This is a genomic window from Endozoicomonas sp. ALD068 (assembly GCF_049310145.1).
Lineage (GTDB): Bacteria > Pseudomonadota > Gammaproteobacteria > Pseudomonadales > Endozoicomonadaceae > Endozoicomonas_A.
This window is the reverse complement of the sequence record NZ_JBLYNU010000004.1, coordinates 6540862-6558520: the sequence shown is the minus strand read 5'-3', so window position 1 is coordinate 6558520 and position 17659 is coordinate 6540862. Positions and strand designations below refer to the sequence as shown.

16 protein-coding genes are annotated in these 17659 nt (G+C 47.8%); 7 read left to right on the top strand and 9 right to left on the bottom strand.

Going from position 1 to position 17659, the window contains the following annotated elements:
- Window positions 1-64: 64 nt before the first annotated feature.
- The gene (locus ACO6V5_RS23645; RefSeq protein ID WP_422135293.1) at window positions 65-577 is read right to left on the bottom strand and encodes a dihydrofolate reductase; all 513 of its coding nucleotides are present in this window, start codon (window positions 575-577) and stop codon (window positions 65-67) included.
- Window positions 578-585: 8 nt separating this feature from the next.
- Window positions 586-2046 (bottom strand): tRNA uracil 4-sulfurtransferase ThiI, encoded by a 1461-nt coding sequence (gene thiI, locus ACO6V5_RS23640; RefSeq protein WP_422442499.1) that lies wholly within the window; start codon window positions 2044-2046, stop codon window positions 586-588.
- Between the two features lie 907 nt (window positions 2047-2953).
- On the opposite strand from thiI, the gene glnA reads away from it, so the two are divergent.
- The 6 genes from glnA (at window position 2954) to ACO6V5_RS23610 (ending at window position 9479) form a co-directional block, all read left to right on the top strand.
- The gene (glnA, locus tag ACO6V5_RS23635; RefSeq protein WP_422135295.1) at window positions 2954-4357 is read left to right on the top strand and encodes a glutamate--ammonia ligase; all 1404 of its coding nucleotides are present in this window, start codon (window positions 2954-2956) and stop codon (window positions 4355-4357) included.
- Window positions 4358-4602: 245 nt separating this feature from the next.
- Window positions 4603-5124: a DUF4124 domain-containing protein gene (locus tag ACO6V5_RS23630; protein WP_422135296.1), complete on the top strand. Its 522-nt coding sequence runs from the start codon at window positions 4603-4605 to the stop codon at window positions 5122-5124.
- 194 nt (window positions 5125-5318) lie between these two features.
- A complete protein-coding gene (gene glnL / locus ACO6V5_RS23625; RefSeq protein WP_422135297.1) occupies window positions 5319-6425 on the top strand; it encodes a nitrogen regulation protein NR(II) in 1107 nt (368 codons plus the stop codon).
- Between the two features lie 3 nt (window positions 6426-6428).
- Entirely contained in the window at window positions 6429-7856 is a 1428-nt protein-coding gene (gene ntrC, locus ACO6V5_RS23620; protein WP_422138876.1) for a nitrogen regulation protein NR(I), read from the top strand.
- 166 nt (window positions 7857-8022) lie between these two features.
- Window positions 8023-8577, top strand: coding sequence for a hypothetical protein (locus ACO6V5_RS23615; RefSeq protein WP_422410953.1), 555 nt, complete (start codon window positions 8023-8025; stop codon window positions 8575-8577).
- Window positions 8578-8768: 191 nt separating this feature from the next.
- The gene (locus ACO6V5_RS23610; RefSeq protein WP_422138877.1) at window positions 8769-9479 is read left to right on the top strand and encodes a molecular chaperone; all 711 of its coding nucleotides are present in this window, start codon (window positions 8769-8771) and stop codon (window positions 9477-9479) included.
- A gap of 1 nt (window position 9480) precedes the next feature.
- On the opposite strand, the gene ACO6V5_RS23605 is transcribed toward ACO6V5_RS23610, so the two are convergent.
- Window positions 9481-10359: a hypothetical protein gene (locus tag ACO6V5_RS23605; protein WP_422138878.1), complete on the bottom strand. Its 879-nt coding sequence runs from the start codon at window positions 10357-10359 to the stop codon at window positions 9481-9483.
- A gap of 134 nt (window positions 10360-10493) precedes the next feature.
- Window positions 10494-12911 (bottom strand): TcfC E-set like domain-containing protein, encoded by a 2418-nt coding sequence (locus tag ACO6V5_RS23600; protein ID WP_422135302.1) that lies wholly within the window; start codon window positions 12909-12911, stop codon window positions 10494-10496.
- Between ACO6V5_RS23600 and ACO6V5_RS23595 the strand changes: the two genes are divergently transcribed.
- On the top strand, window positions 12910-13119 hold the full coding sequence (locus ACO6V5_RS23595) for a hypothetical protein (protein WP_422135303.1): 210 nt from the start codon (window positions 12910-12912) through the stop codon (window positions 13117-13119). The genes ACO6V5_RS23600 and ACO6V5_RS23595 overlap by 2 nt on opposite strands.
- Here ACO6V5_RS23595 and ACO6V5_RS23590 read toward each other — a convergent pair.
- From ACO6V5_RS23590 to ACO6V5_RS23570, 5 genes are all read right to left on the bottom strand, one after another.
- On the bottom strand, window positions 13108-13644 hold the full coding sequence (locus tag ACO6V5_RS23590) for a hypothetical protein (RefSeq protein ID WP_422135304.1): 537 nt from the start codon (window positions 13642-13644) through the stop codon (window positions 13108-13110). The genes ACO6V5_RS23595 and ACO6V5_RS23590 overlap by 12 nt on opposite strands.
- A gap of 374 nt (window positions 13645-14018) precedes the next feature.
- Entirely contained in the window at window positions 14019-14426 is a 408-nt protein-coding gene (locus ACO6V5_RS23585) for a hypothetical protein (RefSeq protein WP_422135305.1), read from the bottom strand.
- A 496-nt stretch (window positions 14427-14922) separates the two neighbouring features.
- Window positions 14923-15459, bottom strand: a complete 537-nt coding sequence (locus ACO6V5_RS23580; RefSeq protein WP_422135306.1) for a hypothetical protein — start codon at window positions 15457-15459, stop codon at window positions 14923-14925.
- 385 nt (window positions 15460-15844) lie between these two features.
- The gene (locus tag ACO6V5_RS23575) at window positions 15845-16747 is read right to left on the bottom strand and encodes a hypothetical protein (protein WP_422410947.1); all 903 of its coding nucleotides are present in this window, start codon (window positions 16745-16747) and stop codon (window positions 15845-15847) included.
- 25 nt (window positions 16748-16772) lie between these two features.
- Window positions 16773-17540 (bottom strand): hypothetical protein, encoded by a 768-nt coding sequence (locus ACO6V5_RS23570; RefSeq protein ID WP_422442494.1) that lies wholly within the window; start codon window positions 17538-17540, stop codon window positions 16773-16775.
- Window positions 17541-17659: the final 119 nt, after the last annotated feature.

Genomic DNA, 17659 nt, shown 5'->3' with positions numbered 1-17659 from the left:
AACAGCTGTAAATAAGAAAAGCCAACTTGATTTAGCTGGCTTATACGGCAGGGAGACCAAGACCTCAGACGGACTTGCGATCGAGCACCTGATAACTGAACTCCAGAGCCTGCTCATCTTCAGAGACCTGATCTTCCCTGGCGGTAATATCCCATTCACTGTCATCGATTTCCGGAAAAAATGCGTCACCATCAAACGATTTGAAGACTTTGGTCAGATAAAGCCGATCAGCTCTGTCCAGGGCCTGACGATAAATCTGCTCACCACCAATCACCATGATTTCTTCATTGCCATTGATCATGGATACATCTTCCGCCAAAGAAATGGCATCCTCAAGACTGTGCACCACCCTGACCCCTTCATGATGCCAGTCTTTGTCACGGGTAATGACAATATTGGTACGACCCGGCAGAGGCTTGCGCAGTGAATCAAACGTCTTGCGTCCCATAATTACAGGCTTGCCCATGGTGACAGCCTTGAAATAGCGGAGATCTCCGGGCAAGTACCAGGGCATTTTATTATTGATGCCGATGGCATGGTTTTTGGCAACGGCGGCAATCATGGCAATTTTCATCATCTTATCGGTTACTTTTTCCCTGGGTTGTAGACGCCGACATTCTCATGCCCTTCGTCACGAAGGTGCATGGCGTGCAACTGACTCATCACCCCTTTTTCGCAGTAGAGCAGGTAGTGCTTATCTTTATCCAGTTCAGCAAATTTTGTCCTGAGCTGATAGAAAGGAATCGTCAGCACTTCTCGGTCATTGAGATCAAAAGGCTTGATCTCTTCTTCATCCGGATGGCGGATATCAACAACAATGTCGTCTTGTTCTGCGGTCTCGAACACCTCAACTTCTTCACGGGTCAGGTCATCGGCAATGATATCAGAAACGGAAACCTTACGACGATCGACAACCGCCGCATCCAGAATGGAGAAATCAAAACGGGCTTCTTGCGCTGCAATTTTTTCCGGCTTGGCCCTGGTGGTCGGATTTTTCGAGATCACCGCACAATACTCGGGAATATTTTTTACCAATTCCTCTGAACCGATCCTGACTGAGATATCAATGATGTCCTGCTTATCCATGGCAATAAGCGGACGCAAGACCAGATGATCGGTAGCCGAATCAATAACCGCCAGGTTGGTGAGTGTCTGGCTGGAAACCTGGGCAACGGCTTCTCCGGTGACTACGGCTTCAACATACATCTCTTTTGCGACCCGGGTTGCAGCTCTCAACATCATCCGCTTGAGAACAACACCCATCTGGGAGTTATCTACCTTGGTCAGAATCTCTTCGACAACCCCTTCAAAAGGAACCGTAACAAAGTTGACGTTATGGGACGAGCCAAAGCGGCTCCAGAGATAATAAGCCACCTCTTTCACCGCCAGCTCATGGGCATGGCCACCCAGATTGAAGAAACAGAAGTGGGTTCTGATACCCCGTTTCATGGTCAGGAAACTTGAAACTGTCGAGTCAAAGCCACCAGAGATTAGCGATAATACGGGCTCCATAGAGCCCAGTGGGTAGCCACCCAACCCATTACCACGGTTCGTGACCAGGAAATAACGGTCGCCCCTGATCTCAATTTTTACGACAACGTCCGGATTTTTGAGCTTGACACCCGCCGCTTCAGTTCGGGCATTCAGGCCACCACCCACGTATCGCTCCACATCAATAGACTGAAAGTCATGTTTACCTGAGCGTTGACAGGTAACCCGGAAGGTTTTCCCGGCCAGCAATTCACGATTCACTGCCAGAGCATTATGCATAATGTCATCCAGGTCAGTCAGCGGATACTCAACCACCTGTTGCCAGTACGCTATACCGGGAATATGGCTCAACAGATCGGAGACCTGAGCCACCAGCTGAGAATCATCATGACCAGTGGCCAGCTCGATAAAATCCCAGGTGCCAGCCACCTCAATGTCTTCATCAACCCGTTTGAGAATGGTACGAATATTCTTGCGCAGCTGCTTAATAAAACGCTTTCTCACCGGAGGCGTCTTAATGGTAATTTCAGGAAACAGCTTGATGATGAACTTCATAGAATTGTATGTCCGGTGCTCTCCCATCGGAAAAATGTCACCACAGAAAAGTGCCACTACAAGTCAGGAAGAGAACCCGGTCCAGATGCCAGTTAGGAAAATTAAGAAACGAATCCACACGATTATACAGAAGACTCCCAGACACCGGTAACCCCGGCTGGTAGCAGACAATTCGCTTAGACACCTCGTAAAGGCCACATGGTTGTTAGTAGTCCCTGCAGATTCACGCTACACTGGGCACCGCCTGGGAATGGTTTTGCGGATATTTAACGGGCAAATGCACCAAACCGAAACACTCTCAAAGTCTGGCGCACTTTTTTTGTGCACTTATTCGATTTAATGAGATTCTTTTCGGTGCAACCACCTGCATTCGGCTTATACTCAGGCATGTTCACGTTTTAGAACTCAGCAAAATCAACCGGTTTTCGATACTGGCACAGCAATTGCTGAGACGGTGTCGGCACAGCCGCCAATGCGGCACAATACGACTAAATGTTGGTAAACCGCCATAACGATTGACAAGTCTCTAGGAGCCTGACCGAGGGTAGCGCCCGTAGCGAGGACGGCAGAAAATTGAGGATGAAAATTCGGTTTTGTGAGGAGAATAGCGAGCTATTTGACGAACAAAAGCGGATTTTCAGACCAATTTGCTGTCGCCGCAGTAGGGCAGTCTATTCTCGGTCGGCCTCCTAGGAGCCTGACCGAGGGTAGCGCCCGTAGCGAGGACGGCAGAAAATTGAGGATGAAAATTCGGTTTTGTGAGGAGAATAGCGAGCTATTTGACGAACAAAAGCGGATTTTCAGACCAATTTGCTGTCGCCGCAGTAGGGCAGTCTATTCTCGGTCAGGCTCCTACAATCGACCTGCGGTGCTCAACGAGAGCTATAGTCCTTTGGAGGAATAATAAATGTCCAAGACCCTGAATTTGATCAAGGATCACGATGTAAAATGGGTTGACCTTCGTTTTACCGATACCCGTGGTAAAGAACAGCATGTTTCCCTGCCGGTCGGCGAAGTCGATGCCGAATTCTTCGAGCTGGGTAAAATGTTCGACGGTTCCTCCATTGCTGGCTGGAAAGGCATCAATGAATCCGACATGATCCTGATGCCTGATGACAACAGCTCAGTCATCGATCCTTTTACTGACGAAACTACTCTGAACATTCGTTGCGACATCATCGAGCCTTCAACCATGCAGGGCTACGAGCGTGACCCACGTTCTGTTGCCAAGCGTGCTGAAGAGTACCTGAAGTCTACTGGTATTGCTGACACGGCTTTCTTTGGTCCGGAGCCGGAATTCTTCGTATTTGACGATGTTAAGTGGAACGTTGACATTTCCGGTGCTTCATACCAAATCAACTCTGAAGAAGCGGCCTGGTCTTCCAGCAAGTCTTTCGAAGGTGGCAATATCGGCCACCGACCAAAAGTTAAAGGCGGTTACTTCCCGGTTCCTCCCGTCGATTCACTGCACGATATTCGTGCTGCCATGTGCACAGCGATGGAAGCTCAGGGCCTAGGCGTTGAAGTACATCACCACGAAGTAGGTACTGCGGGCCAGTGTGAAATCGGTGTTAAATTCAACACCATGGTAGCCAAGGCTGATGAAGTTCAGATCCTGAAATACGCCGTACACAATGTTGCTCACGCTTACGGTAAAACTGCCACCTTCATGCCCAAGCCTCTGGTGGGTGATAACGGCAGCGGTATGCACGTTCACATGTCCCTGAGCAAAGATGGTGAAAACCTGTTTGCTGGCGATGGCTATGCCGGTCTGAGCGAAAACGCTTTGTACTACATTGGTGGTGTCATTAAACACGCTAAAGCGATTAACGCTTTTGCCAATGCTTCCACCAACTCCTACAAGCGACTGATCCCGGGCTTTGAAGCACCTGTTATGCTGGCTTACTCTGCCCGTAACCGTTCTGCTTCCATCCGTATTCCTTACGTAAACAGCCCCAAGGCCCGTCGTGTAGAAGTTCGCTTCCCTGACCCAACAGCTAACCCATACCTGGCGTTTGCTGCTCTGTTGATGGCTGGCCTGGACGGCATCAAGAACAAGATCCACCCTGGCGACGCTGCTGACAAGGATCTTTACGACCTGCCTGCAGAAGAAGCGGCTGAAATCCCGACCGTTGCAGAAAGCTTCGAAGAAGCTCTGGCCGCTCTGGATGCCGACCGTGAATTCCTGACTACCGGCGGTGTATTCACTGACGACATGATCGACGCTTACATCGAACTGAAGAAAGAAGAGTGTGTACAGGTAAGCCAGACCACTCATCCTGCTGAGTTCGATCTCTACTACAGTGTGTAAACGAATAGGGCAGTAACTACTACTCCTGTTATCAAAAGCCCAAATGCTGGAGTGTCTATCGCCACAGATAGCACTCCGGCTGTTATTCAAGTCCCCTCTATTTCATATCCCCAATACTCGCTTTAAAGTCCTTTCATCGCCTTTTTTTGTCCTTTCTTGACCGCACGGATGCAAACAGGTGCGCTCTACAGTACTCTAGGAGAACCCGGAATCAGCCTTAGATCACCATGAAAAGAATAATATTTATGTTATTGCTGGCCCTACCCCTGCCTGGACAAGCCTCTGAAATTTATAAAACGGTCGACAAGAATGGCAATGTCACATTCACTGACAGCCCTGGCGCCCGTGAAAAGGCTGAGCCGGTAGAACTCACTCCCATTACCAGCATACCCTCTACCCAGACAACAGGTCGCTCGTCCATCAAGCCGTTGAATAACCATAAAGAGGGCATTTATCCAGTCTTCACGATTACCGAACCTGCCAATGATTCAACCGTCAGAGATAATGGCAACTTCACCGTTAAAGTCAGCCTGAAACCAAGACTGGTAAAAGGTCACACTTTGTCCTTGTCAGTTGATGGCGTTCAGCAGGGCCCCCCCCAGAGAAACCCTCAATTCAAGCTGAAAAATGTCGATCGAGGTACTCACCAGCTGTCAGTGACCATTCTTGACCCTAAAGGCAAAACCTTAAAAACCGCCAAAAGCACTGTGCATGTGCAGAGAACGGTTTTCAGACCTCCCACACCGGTTCCAACACCAGCCCTCTGAAACTACTGATCGCACTATGTTAGTGCGCTTTGATAAACTGACTTATAATTCGGAGCCTCTCGACTCTTTTCAGTAGTGCGACCTGATGCAAAAAGGTCACACACTGAAAGAGATTGGCAACAGTTGGTTCAATTCTTGCGTAATGTTTTACCAGACCATGAAATAACAACCACCACTTATCCGGGTGTCAGTCGGTGATCAATGAATTTGTACTGGAAAATCTAAACACGGCCATTATTGCTCTGGATCAGGAGCTTCGTGTCTCCTTCATCAACCATGCTGCTGAAGCACTCCTGGATATCAGCGAAAAGAGCGGTCTGCAATTGCCCCCGCCGCAGTCGCTTGACCATGGCTCCATGATGAAAGACCTGCAGCGAGCCCTGGAGCAGAACCAGCAATTTACCCGCAGAGAGTCAGAAATAGTGATTCATGGAGCCCCAGTACTGGTTGATTACACGATTACTCCCGTGGAAAACCAGCACGCCTGCCTGCTGGTAGAGATTCACCCAAGAGACAGGTTGCAACGCATCACTCGTGAAGAATCTCTGATTGCCAAGCAGGAAACCTCACGTATTCTCGCCCGTGGACTCGCTCATGAAATCAAGAATCCACTGGGAGGTATAAGAGGCGCAGCCCAACTATTGGATAAACAACTGGATGACAAAGAACTCAGTGAGTTCACACAGATCATCATTGAGGAAGCGGATAGACTCAGAGACCTGGTTGACCAGATGCTCGGCCCCATCAAACCCCCGAGCATGAACAGTCTGAATATTCACGAGGTGCTGGAAAGGGTTATCCAGCTGATACATGCAGAGACCGGTGGTCAGCTGTCTATTGTGAAAGATTATGATCCCAGTATTCCTGATCTTCCTGCTGACAGGGAGCGGCTGATTCAAGCCATTCTCAACCTGGTGCGTAACGCCATGCAGGCCATAGAACAGCACATGCCTTTAAGTGATGGTCAAATAGCCATTCAAAGCCGTATATCCAGACAGTTCACGATTGGCAATCAACGACGGAAGCTCGTTTGTCGTCTATCCATTATTGACAATGGTCCCGGTATTCCTGAGCACCTTAAGGAAAATATTTTTTACCCCATGATTAGTGGCAGAGCAGAAGGAACCGGCCTCGGGCTACCCATGGCCCAGTACATTATCAGCCAGCATCAGGGGTTAATTGAATGTGACAGTAAACCGGGGCAGACATGCTTTCACGTCTATCTCCCGCTAACGATTAATCAGCCTTCATCCCAACCGTCTTACATCAGACAGTCTTCAGCGGATAAACAACAGGAGTAATTAATGAGTATGGACTCTAAAGTCTGGATTATTGATGATGATCGCTCTATCCGCTGGGTGCTAGAAAAGGCACTGGCCGGAGAGCAGATCGCAGTCGATGTGTTTGACTCTGCCGACAAGGCTCTGCGGGAACTGCAATACTCTCAGCCTGAAGCCATAATCAGCGATGTCAGAATGCCCGGTACCAATGGGCTGGAATTCCTCAAGGAAGTTCACGAAACCTACCCGGATCTGCCTGTCATCATTATGACCGCCCACTCAGATCTTGAAAGCGCTGTCTCCTCCTATCAGGGTGGCGCTTTTGAATATCTTCCCAAACCCTTTGATATAGACGATGCCGTTTCATTGGCCAAACGTGCCATTGAGCACAGCTGCCAGAAAAAGACAGAACAGGTGATTGAGGCGGTTGATAACGGTACAGAGATTATCGGTGAGGCACCTGCCATGCAGGAAGTCTTCCGTGCCATTGGCAGGCTATCGCAGTCCAATATTACTGTACTCATCAATGGTGAATCTGGCACAGGTAAAGAACTGGTTGCCCAGGCACTGCACAAGCACAGCCCCAGAGCCAATAATCCTTTTATTGCCCTGAATATGGCAGCCATACCCAGGGACCTGATTGAATCAGAACTCTTTGGCCATGAAAAAGGGGCATTCACCGGTGCCGGTGCCATGCGCAAGGGGCGCTTTGAACAGTCTCAGAACGGCACACTGTTTCTTGACGAAATAGGAGATATGCCCGCAGAAACACAAACCCGTCTACTTCGGGTACTTGCAGACGGTGAGTTCTATCGGGTGGGTGGTCATACTCCGGTAAAAGTCGATGTCCGCATTATTGCAGCCACTCACCAGAATCTCGAAAAACTAGTTGAGGAAGGCTCATTTCGTGAAGACTTATTCCATCGACTCAATGTGATTCGTGTTCACCTGCCAAGACTCAGAGAACGCTCAGAAGATATCCCTGTTCTGGCCAGACATTTCCTGGACAGGGCCGCCAAAGAACTGAACGTTGAGCCCAAAGTACTCACCCAGGAAACAGCGAAATTTATTGCCAGTCTGGAATGGCCCGGTAATGTCAGACAGCTAGAGAACACTTGTCGCTGGCTGACGGTGATGGCTTCAGGCCGGGAAGTACTGATCTCTGACCTTCCACCTGAACTGTTGAGCCAGCCCGACAGTGGCCCGGTCACTCCCCAGTCAGGCAACTGGGAGCAGCAGCTTCGTCTCTGGGCAGACAGAGAGCTTGCAGCAGGACACAGCGGCATTCTGGACAAAGCTATCCCGGCTTTTGAAAAGATCATGATTGAATCAGCTCTGCAACACACAGGAGGTCGAAAAAGAGATGCTTCCGAGCTACTAGGCTGGGGCAGAAACACTCTCACCCGTAAAATAAAAGAGCTGGAAATGTCCGACAAAGCTTTGACAGAATAACGCTTATGGAATCGGGGGGAGCCGTTTCTCTGACGGTATCCCTCCATTGGACACATCAACATGCCCGAATATCTTCCGCTACTACCCGATAAACTGTCCTGCCAAACAAGTCTCTGAGAATTTCTATACTCCACTTAGGTAACACCAGACAGGAAGTAGGTGTAATATGAAACTCTCAGCAATGGTCTGCAGAGGCTTAGTCGCCTCATTAGTTATTCTCATCACGTCTTCGAGTTATTCTGCGCAGCAGGGCAATATTGGAAAAACATCCACAGGTTCTTTCGGTATTCGCCTGGTTATAAAGCCTAACTTGCAAGCCTCCATAGCAACTCCCTCCACATCACAAACGGATGACACGAATTCAAACGCTGCCAACCTCAATGACGCAACATCAACTGTTGCTAAATTCAATGAGGTGGAGCCTATTTGCATCAAGGGTACGGGAATTAATCAGTACTCTGTTGTCACAGAAGGTTCAGGAACAGGTGGCTCCTATGCGCTCAGAAATGATCAAAGTTCCTATAACTATGAAGTCGACCTCTGGTCTTCTAATCGCGAAGCCCAGGCCCTTAACAGTGGACAGAACAGTAACCCGATCAATGCACTGCCACGCAGCTCAGACTGTAATAACAGTGAAACGGGTTTTATGGTGAAACTACCTCAAGATGTGGCTCAGCAGCCTCTTGAAGGTGAGCTAAACTTGATCATCAATGCCGAATAAGACGCTTTATCAAAGGCTGTTTACCACAGGCGATAGTACCCGTAGAATGAAGGCCGAAGACTATTGCCTGATATTCAAACTCTGGTTCCCGTGCTTTTAGACCCACTGGGTCAAAACCGGGAACCAGTCGTGATGAAAAAGAGATCACTTCAGTGACTGGATCAGATTACAGAAACACAAGAGCCCAACAGATGCGGTCGTGGCTTAAACTTTGTCGTCTATCGATATTATTGGCTTTGGCACCTCTGGCTATAACCCTCAATGCTTTCGGCGCCATGTCACTGGATAAAATGATTGTTTATTTCGAGCCGAACAAATCCCCTCGTCAGGACATAGTCGTTACCAATCCGGATAAGGAAAACCTGTATCTGCAGACTGAGGTCTACAAAGTCGTTAATCCCGGCACCAAACAGGAAGAAAGGGTTCGTATTACCGACCCTTCCGAGCTGAAATTACTCAGCACGCCACAGAAAACCATTGTCGCCCCCAACAGTCGAAAAACCGTTCGACTGGTCAGCCTTGAGACACCAAAAACAATTGAGTCAGTCTACAGAGTAACCTTCAAACCCGTCGTCGGTGATCTGGAAGCCACCCAGAATGCCATTAAACTGCTGATTGCCTACCAGGCTCTGGTCTTTGTTCGCCCGGAAAATCCGGAATACAAAGTGACAGCCAGACGAGAGAAAGACTCAATCACTTTCACCAACAGTGGCAACGTTAATGTGGTATTGCGCAATGGACAATTTTGCTCAGACCAGAAAGGCAAACGTCAGTGTTCTGATATTGATGAGATTAAACGACTGTATGCTGGTCAGAGTTGGACATTGAAAATTCCCAGCAGCAAAACCCAAGTGGAATACGGTTTGTTCAATGGCAGCACAGAGGAAAGGAAAAAGTTCTAACTTACAGAACGGTTACTGTTACCGTTACCGTATCTTTATAGATGCCGGGCTCAAGTCCTGATACTTCTGATGGAGGTACGGTTACCTCAAGATTCATATTGGAGCCACCGCCACAATACTGCTGAGTAGAACCTTTCCAGGGCTGCCCATCCACTCCCGGCGTCAGGGTTTCCAGAGAGCCCCCCTGCCCTACTCTTAACTGATAGCCCACCCGACCTGATAGTAGAAAAGTACTGCTGAGTCCCATCGCTCTGACCTTGAAGTCAGATCCACTTTGAGTGTAAACACAAAAGTCCATATCCCCCTTAAGACTCTTGTCACTGAGTGACATGTCTTTCAAGCCACTGATCTGGATACGATCAGGAATTTTCACATCAAAGACAAGGTCACTATTATCTGTGTAAGGGATTAAACCACCACTTTCCATACCTTTGAGCTTTAATGTCGCCTTATAACTTCCGGGTTGACGCCCTTCTAAATCAATCGCATTCACCTTAACCGATACTTTCCCTCCTACCTGTCTCCAAGTCCTTGGAGTCAGGAATGTCGAACTCGTATCCGGAATATTACTGCCATCTTTTAGCAACAATGAATTTATCCCCTGCTCAAAGACCACACGAGACATTTCTATAGAAGGAGCGCTCCCTGAAGAGACGAAATCAAAATCGGTAGCTTCAATGGTGTAATCTTCAGCTCGCCGATACCAGCCACAACGAGGAAAGCGTGGCCCAAGACCGGTGCCATTGCACGACTGCAGCTGCAAAGGCAGGTCGATATCAACATCTCCACCGGTCCAGGTAACAGGCAGCGCAACATATTGCGGCTGACCAAAAACGAAAAAACCTGAAGCTGTGTTAGCTAATGTCAGTGCAATTAGCACAAGTATTCCTCTGAGACATATCATAAGAAAACAACATCTGTTCTTATCTTGACTGGACCTTAACTCTAACCATCATAATATCTCCGTATGACCGAGTATTACTGATGCTCAGCCGCTGTCCTGTTCGCCATTGGTCAACTGCCTGACAGCTTGGGAACGCAGTCATACTCGGAAAGATCCACGGTTCCCATTCTTAGTATGTATTGCTTATCATCCGTTTCAACGGGCACTGTGCATTGCAAACCATTCTCCAGTTCAACCCTCAACTCATGAATATCTGAACGGGCTTCTATCTGGAACATGCCAATATCGTCAGTGCTGGAGGGATAAAGTCCTCCGATAATCCGGGCTCTGTCCAGAGGCTCACCCTTCATTAACAAACGACCAAAGAGCAGTTTCAGGGGGATAGCCTTATAGTCGAGTGTCACGACATTTCCGGGATACAGGGTGACCCGGCGCTCACGCTCATCAAAGCTGTAAAGGGTATCCCCTGAAGGCGACAGGGTAACGGTATATTGCTCAAAAGGCGCCAGCGGGATCACCGAAGGTCTGTCCGCTACGGCATAACCCCTTTTATGACCATCAATGGTTACATCAAACACGTCGCCTTCACGACCTTCCAGATTGACCACCAGAGCACTCTCTGCCAACTGCTCTCCTCCCATAGCCACAACATTGCCATCGGTCAGGAAGCTGGTACTGAAACTGCCGTTATAGTTAGTAACCTGGTTATCCTCTGTTGAGCTATGGTTAACTGTCAATGCGGCTTTGCCAAACCGGTTGCCGTATTGCAAAACACCATCGAGTCTGCGTTCACCGCTGCCGGCTTCTGCGGTGACAGTGGAAATCAGTTGACCATCATAAAGATCACCATCATCCCAGGTTGTTGAAAGCCTCAATTTTTCTGTTCTGTCTTCTGTGCCGTCAGTGTTTTGAACTTCAGCCCGGGGGTTAACCCGGAAAGTCCATCGATCCTGACGCAATCGCCACTCCAAACTCAACAGAGCCACGGAGTTGCCTTGCGACTCACTAAAACTGAAAGTAACGTTTGTATCGCAATCCAGCGTTCTGAAAACAGTGGCGGTGTAACTTATTCCGTGGGTTTCCGTTCTGTCACTGTTATTATTTCTGTTGCTGCTGAATCGATAATTGGCGCTACCTCTCCAGAGGGGTACAGAAACAGAAAAACTGCTTTGCTCAAAAGCATCACCAATCAGTGCTGGGCGATCAGCATTGTCCACTTCATTATCATCTCTCCAGAGTCGACGATAGTTGCCATACAGGGAGACGTTGCCCAGCCAGGCCTGTCCAATCAGTGTCATACCATAGCTTCCGTTATCCGCCAGCATCACCGAAGGTGATAACTGATAACGATAGCCCAGATGAAACAGACCCAGCTCAAGCAATGAAGTGTCTAAGGTAGCAGCGCCAGAGAGAGTAACCGCCACAGTATCAAGAATTCTTCGACTGACACCGGCCCGGGTCAACCACTGCTGGGTACTATCAGGAAATACCCCATCAAAAACGGATGTCATTACACGTCCCGTCTCAGCAAAAAGCAGCCATTCACCTTCAGGGGGCAGTTGAAACTGCTTAGCAAAGAAACGGGTTTCCTGAGACTCAAGGTTGCCCTGCTCATCCAGAATCCGAATGTCTATATCATAGGCACCCGACGGAAAAGTGGTAGTATTAAGAGCTTGAAGACCGGCTTCAAGGAAATAAGATGCAATCAGTCGTCCATCTTTTCTGACTTCAACCCTACCCCTCGTCGGCATAAAGATTTCAACGGGCATGCCACCACTAAAATCGGTATCGTCTCTGGTGTTATCAGAACTTTGAAAGCGAGCTCCGACAAGGCGCTGATCGGACGTGAAATTTAAGCCAAACCCCTGACTCGAAAGCAAGCCAAAATCGTATTCAAGGCCTTCAAAGTCCCTCTGGCCGTAAAGCTGATTGACCGAGAAGTCTTGAGACTTTGAATAGTCCCAACTCCACAGAACATTGTTTTCGTAATAGGACAACAGCGTCAGACCATATAAAGTGTAGTCACTGCTATTAACGTCATCAGATGTACCGGTGGCTACTGCTGCAAAGTTTTGCATCATGGCAAAACCAGAGTCGGAAGGCGGCAGGTATTTTCTGACATCCGCACCTCGAGTTAACAGGAAGCGGGGATTCACAAAAACATCGACCCGGAAGCGGGATTCATCAAAAATCACACCGGCAACGGGAGGATTAAGAACACCGCAATCCCTGGTGACATTGGGCGGACAGATTGCCTCAGTATGGGTATTGAGCTCGCCCGATAAAGCCGAAGCCAAAAAAGCAGGATCATTCACCGAACCGATCAGACGAACCACTTCATTAACATTAGATAGGGCAATTTTACCGGGTTGGAAGGTGGCCAGCTGGGAAGTTAAATAGCGCTTACCATAATAGATATCTACTACTGAATTCTGGGGCTCACTCAGCGTCTCAAAACCCGCTGGGACTTTATTCTGGGCAAGAAATAACGTCTGACTGGCCATAGCTTTCGAGCAGATAAAAACCATGGGCAATGCAATACACAAAATGTCAATGCATTTCCACCTTATCATGGCCCGGAACAATCCTTTTGTTGATGCTCTGGTGCTTAAGAAAATGAAAATCTATACCATGGGGTTCGCGCAGGACGCTTACTCACAGCGACTTATATATTTTGGAAAGCCAGCGAAAATACCCGAGTCAACTCCGCTGGGTATCTGGGAATTAGATAGATGAAACTGTCACTGTCACTGTATCTGAATAAACACCTACACTTTTACCTTTATAATCCGCTTCTTTAATGTCTACAGTAATTTTAGAGTCCAGAGCCGCGTCACAAGTGTCACCACCAATGATGCCATCTCTTGCAAATTCACCCGCTGCAACACCTGACGCCAAGTGGCCTTCTCCCCAGACCTGATCTGCCGCACCCCTTTTCTGAGAATAGGTCAAAGTGTAAGGGATATTACCTATTGCTGCACCCGACCCCGGCGATAATGCGAAGGAATTGCTGCTCGTCAGACTGACTTCGTATTTTTCAACGTTTGAATCAACACAAGAGGGAGTGAAACCGGTGAGATCACCGGTAGTGGCAGAAACGGTATTGAAAGTTACGTCTTCCAAACCAAAAAGCTTTATTAAAACATCGTTTCTGAGAATGATGTCAAACTTGCCGGTAGACGAGTCTGCTGTGGGTCCTGTTGGGTTTTCAGCCGCATGAAGCCCATAAGTGGCCAATCCTATTGATAGAACAGCAGCCACAATTACTTCTTTAATTTCATCTATTTCTCCTTTACCTAATCAGTTTGTAAACTGTTTTGCTTCTATGTTTAGGGAGTTTTATGACACCTCAGACATTCGAGCCTCAGCCCAAACTCTAATCAGGTGGAAAGTATAGCAGACATACAGAAGAACACGTGCTCAACAGGTGCCAATATCACTTAAGTCTGTCGTTTAACTTAATCTTCATCTTCGGCTAATGTGTTTTTTCGCAATGTGCAATTCTGCTCGAGCCAGAACAACAACAGACCGCAGCAATCCTAATGCGTGTCGGCACAGGACTTTAACCACAGCCGCTTTAAATATTATCTGGAAAGCCAGTGAAGATATCGAGGCCAATTCGCGACAATTTGTGACTAGATTGATGAAACCACCACTGTAACTGTGTCTGTATAAACGCCTTCAGGTTTACCGGTGTAATTCACTTCTTTAATGTCCACAGTAATTTTAGAGTCTACAACACTGCAAATGAGATCAGTAAGTATAGGGCCATCTCTTTGAAAATCTCCCGCAGTAGCACCTGACCCCAAGTGGCCAGCCCCCCAGACCTGATCTTTTGCACCCAGCTCCTGAGAATAGGTTAACAAATAAGGGATATTGCCCGTTGTCGTACCCGATCCTGCCATCAATGCGAAATCATTGCTGCTTTCCAAGCTGACTTGGTATCGCTCAACGTTTGAATTAACGCAAGAAGGAGTAGAACCTTTGAGATCACCGCCAGAGGCGGCATTGAAAGTTACGTCCTCCAAACCAAAGAGCTGCATTTGAACATTATTTCTAAGAACGATGTCGAATTTGCCGGTTGACGAGTCTGCGGTAGGCCCTGTTGGGTTTTCAGCTGCCTTGATCTCGGGAAAGGCCAGCCCTGAAGATAGCACAACGGCTGTGACAACTTCTTTAACTTCATCTCTTCCTCCTTAATCTAACCTAGTACGTATCCTGTTTTCCTTCTATGCTACAGGTGCTCTTCGCGACACTCAGACTTCGAAACCCCCTTTCAGGATCGACCTTGGACATTGTAGCAGAGATATAGAAACGCAGATGGGCTCAAAAAATGCCGACCATGAATTAACCTTTGTCGTTTATTTTAATCATTCGCCAATCTGATATTTCGCAAGGAACTATTCTGCTCAGGCCAGAACGACAAATGACGTTGGAAATCTATGCAGTGGGTTGGCTCAGGGGTCTTACTTAAAGCCACTTTTATATTTTTCCCCCGTTAGCAAAGATAGCGGAGTTAACTTCGTTGGCTAATAGGGATTATATAGATGAAACCACCACTGTAACTGTGTCTGAATACACGCCTTCAGGTTTACCGGTGTAATCAGCTTCTTTAATATCCACAGTAATTTTAGAGTCCAGAGCGGGGTCGCAAGTCTTACTATCAATAGGACCATCTCTTGCAAAATCACCTGCTGCAACACCTGGCCCCAGATTGCCTTGCCCCCAAACCTGATCTTTTGCACCCTTTTTCTGAGAATAAGTTAGTGAATAAGGGATCTCGTTTGATCTTGGACCACGCCTTGCAGTCAATTTGAAATCATTCCTGCTATCCAGACTGACTTCGTAACGTTCAATGTTAGAATCAACACAAGAAGGGGTTGAACCTTTGAGATCACCCATAGAAGCAGAGGATTTATCAAAAACAACGTCTTCCAGACCAAAGAGTTGTATTTGAACCTTCCTTCTATAGACGATCTCGAAGTTGCCGGTAGATGAGTCTGCAGCGGGCCCCGCTGGGTTTACAGCCGCCTGAAGCCCCGATGAGACCAGTCCTGCAGAGAAAGCGACAATCATAGCTACTTCTTTAACTCCATTACCTTCTCCTTTATCTAGCCAGTTCGTGATCTGTCTTGTTTCTGCGCTTCAAGTACTTTGTGGCACCCCGACCTCAGTGCCTCTTTTCAAGCTTTGATTGCGACAGTGTAGCAAACAAATAAAAACACAGGTGGGCTCAAAAGATTCGGACATGACTTAAACTAAGTCGTTTACCTCAATCATTGGGAAGTGTTGTATTGCCAAAGAAAGCTATGCTGAGGCCAGTACAAAAAACGTCATTGTTATAATATTGATGATATCAAACGACTCTGACCGCGAAAGAGCTAGACATTGAAAATCCCCCGGCAACGACACCGAAGTCACGTAAGGTTTGTTCAATGGCAGCAAAGAAAGACGTTTTAACTTATTGAACCGACACTGTCACCGTTACCGTATCTTTATAAACGCCGGGCTGAAGTCCGGATATTTCCGATGGAGGTACTGTAACCTCAAGATCCATATTGGAGCCGCCGCCACAATACTGCTGAGTGGAACCGTTCCAGGGCTGCCCATCCACTCCCGGCACCAGAGTTTCCATAGAGCCTCCTTGCCCTACTCTTAACTGATAACCCACCTGACCCGATAAAAGAAAATCATTATTCAGCCCGGTAGCCCGGACAGTGAAGTCAGATCCACTTTGAGTGTAAACACAAAAATCTATATCACCCTGAAGACTCTGGTCAGTGAGCGCCAGGTCGCTCAGGCCGCTGATCTGGATGCGATCAGGAATGTTCAGATCAAAGATAAGATCGCTGTTATCGGTATAAGGTATAAAACCACCGCTCTCCATGCCTGTGAGCTTTATTACAGCCTGATAATTTCCGGGTTGACGACCCTGTAACTCGATAGCATTCACCGTAACCGATACGTTCCCATCTACCTGCCTCCAAGTCCCCGGATCTAAAAATGTCGAACCCGTATCAGGAACATTGCTGCCATCTTTTAGCAACAATGAATTGCTCCCCTGCTCAAAGATCACCCGGGACATTTCTATAGAAGGGACACTCCCTGAAGCAATGAAATCAAAATCAGTCGCTTCAATAGTGTAATCTTCAGCTTGTCGAAACCAGCCACAGCGGAGAAAACTTGATCCAGTACCGATACCATTGCACGACCGCAACTGAATAGGCAGATCGATATCAACATCGCCACCGGTCCAGACAACAGGCGGCGCAGTATATTGCTGCTGGCCAAAAACGAAAAAGCCTGAAGCCGTATTAGCTAATGTCAGTGTAATTAGCGCAAGTATCCATCTGACGTATATCATCAGAAAACAATATCCATAGTTATTTTTATCGTGCCCTGACTGTAACCGTCATGGTATCGCTATAAACACCAGAATCGATATTATTAAGAGCCCCCTGATTGATTCTGACCAGCAATGTCATGTTATCCTGACCGCCGCAATCCTGCTGAGCACTGGCAGTCCAGACCTTGTTAGGTCGTTGCCCCTGCCTGCGATAGTTCCGCCAGTCTTGGCTGGAGGTCCTGACCCTCATACGATAATCAACGCAATCCGATGAGTTCACACATTGTCCCTGTTTGCTCAGCATAAAGTTACCGCCCGAGTTACTGCTGCTATCGAAGTCTATAGAGACGCCACCGGTATTACTGAATACACAGACACCAAATTGAGCATCCAGATTATTACCAGACAGGTCATTAGTATCCAGAGCGACATCTTCAAGACCTGATATTTGCACTAGCTCGGGTACAACGATTGGAATAGTCACCAGAATACTGTCCAAATGGCGTGTTTGGTACATATCTTCGCCGGCAATATAAAAGCTAAAGTCGTATGTGCCAGCCTCAAGCTGTTGCAGTCGACTCTGATTAAAGGTAAAAGTAAACGAGCCCGTTACTGAGCCGTTGGTAGTGGTCTCGAAAAATGAGGAAGAGCTTTCAGAGTGTGTCCATTCTCCGGGCACCAAACTCCCCTGATTTCCCAGCTGACTATATTGAGCACTGACCAAAAACTCTGTCAACTCATCCGCCTGATAGCTGTCAGGAACATTGCTCGAAGGGCTCTGGCTGCCGGGATCAGAATCAGAAAGAGCCAACCGATAATCCTGACCCACGCAGCCCGATCTACAATATGCACTGAATGAGACTGTAAAAGTGTAGGTGGGGTTTACATTTCCTGAGGAGACGTTAAGCGGATCAGCGACATAACCAGAAA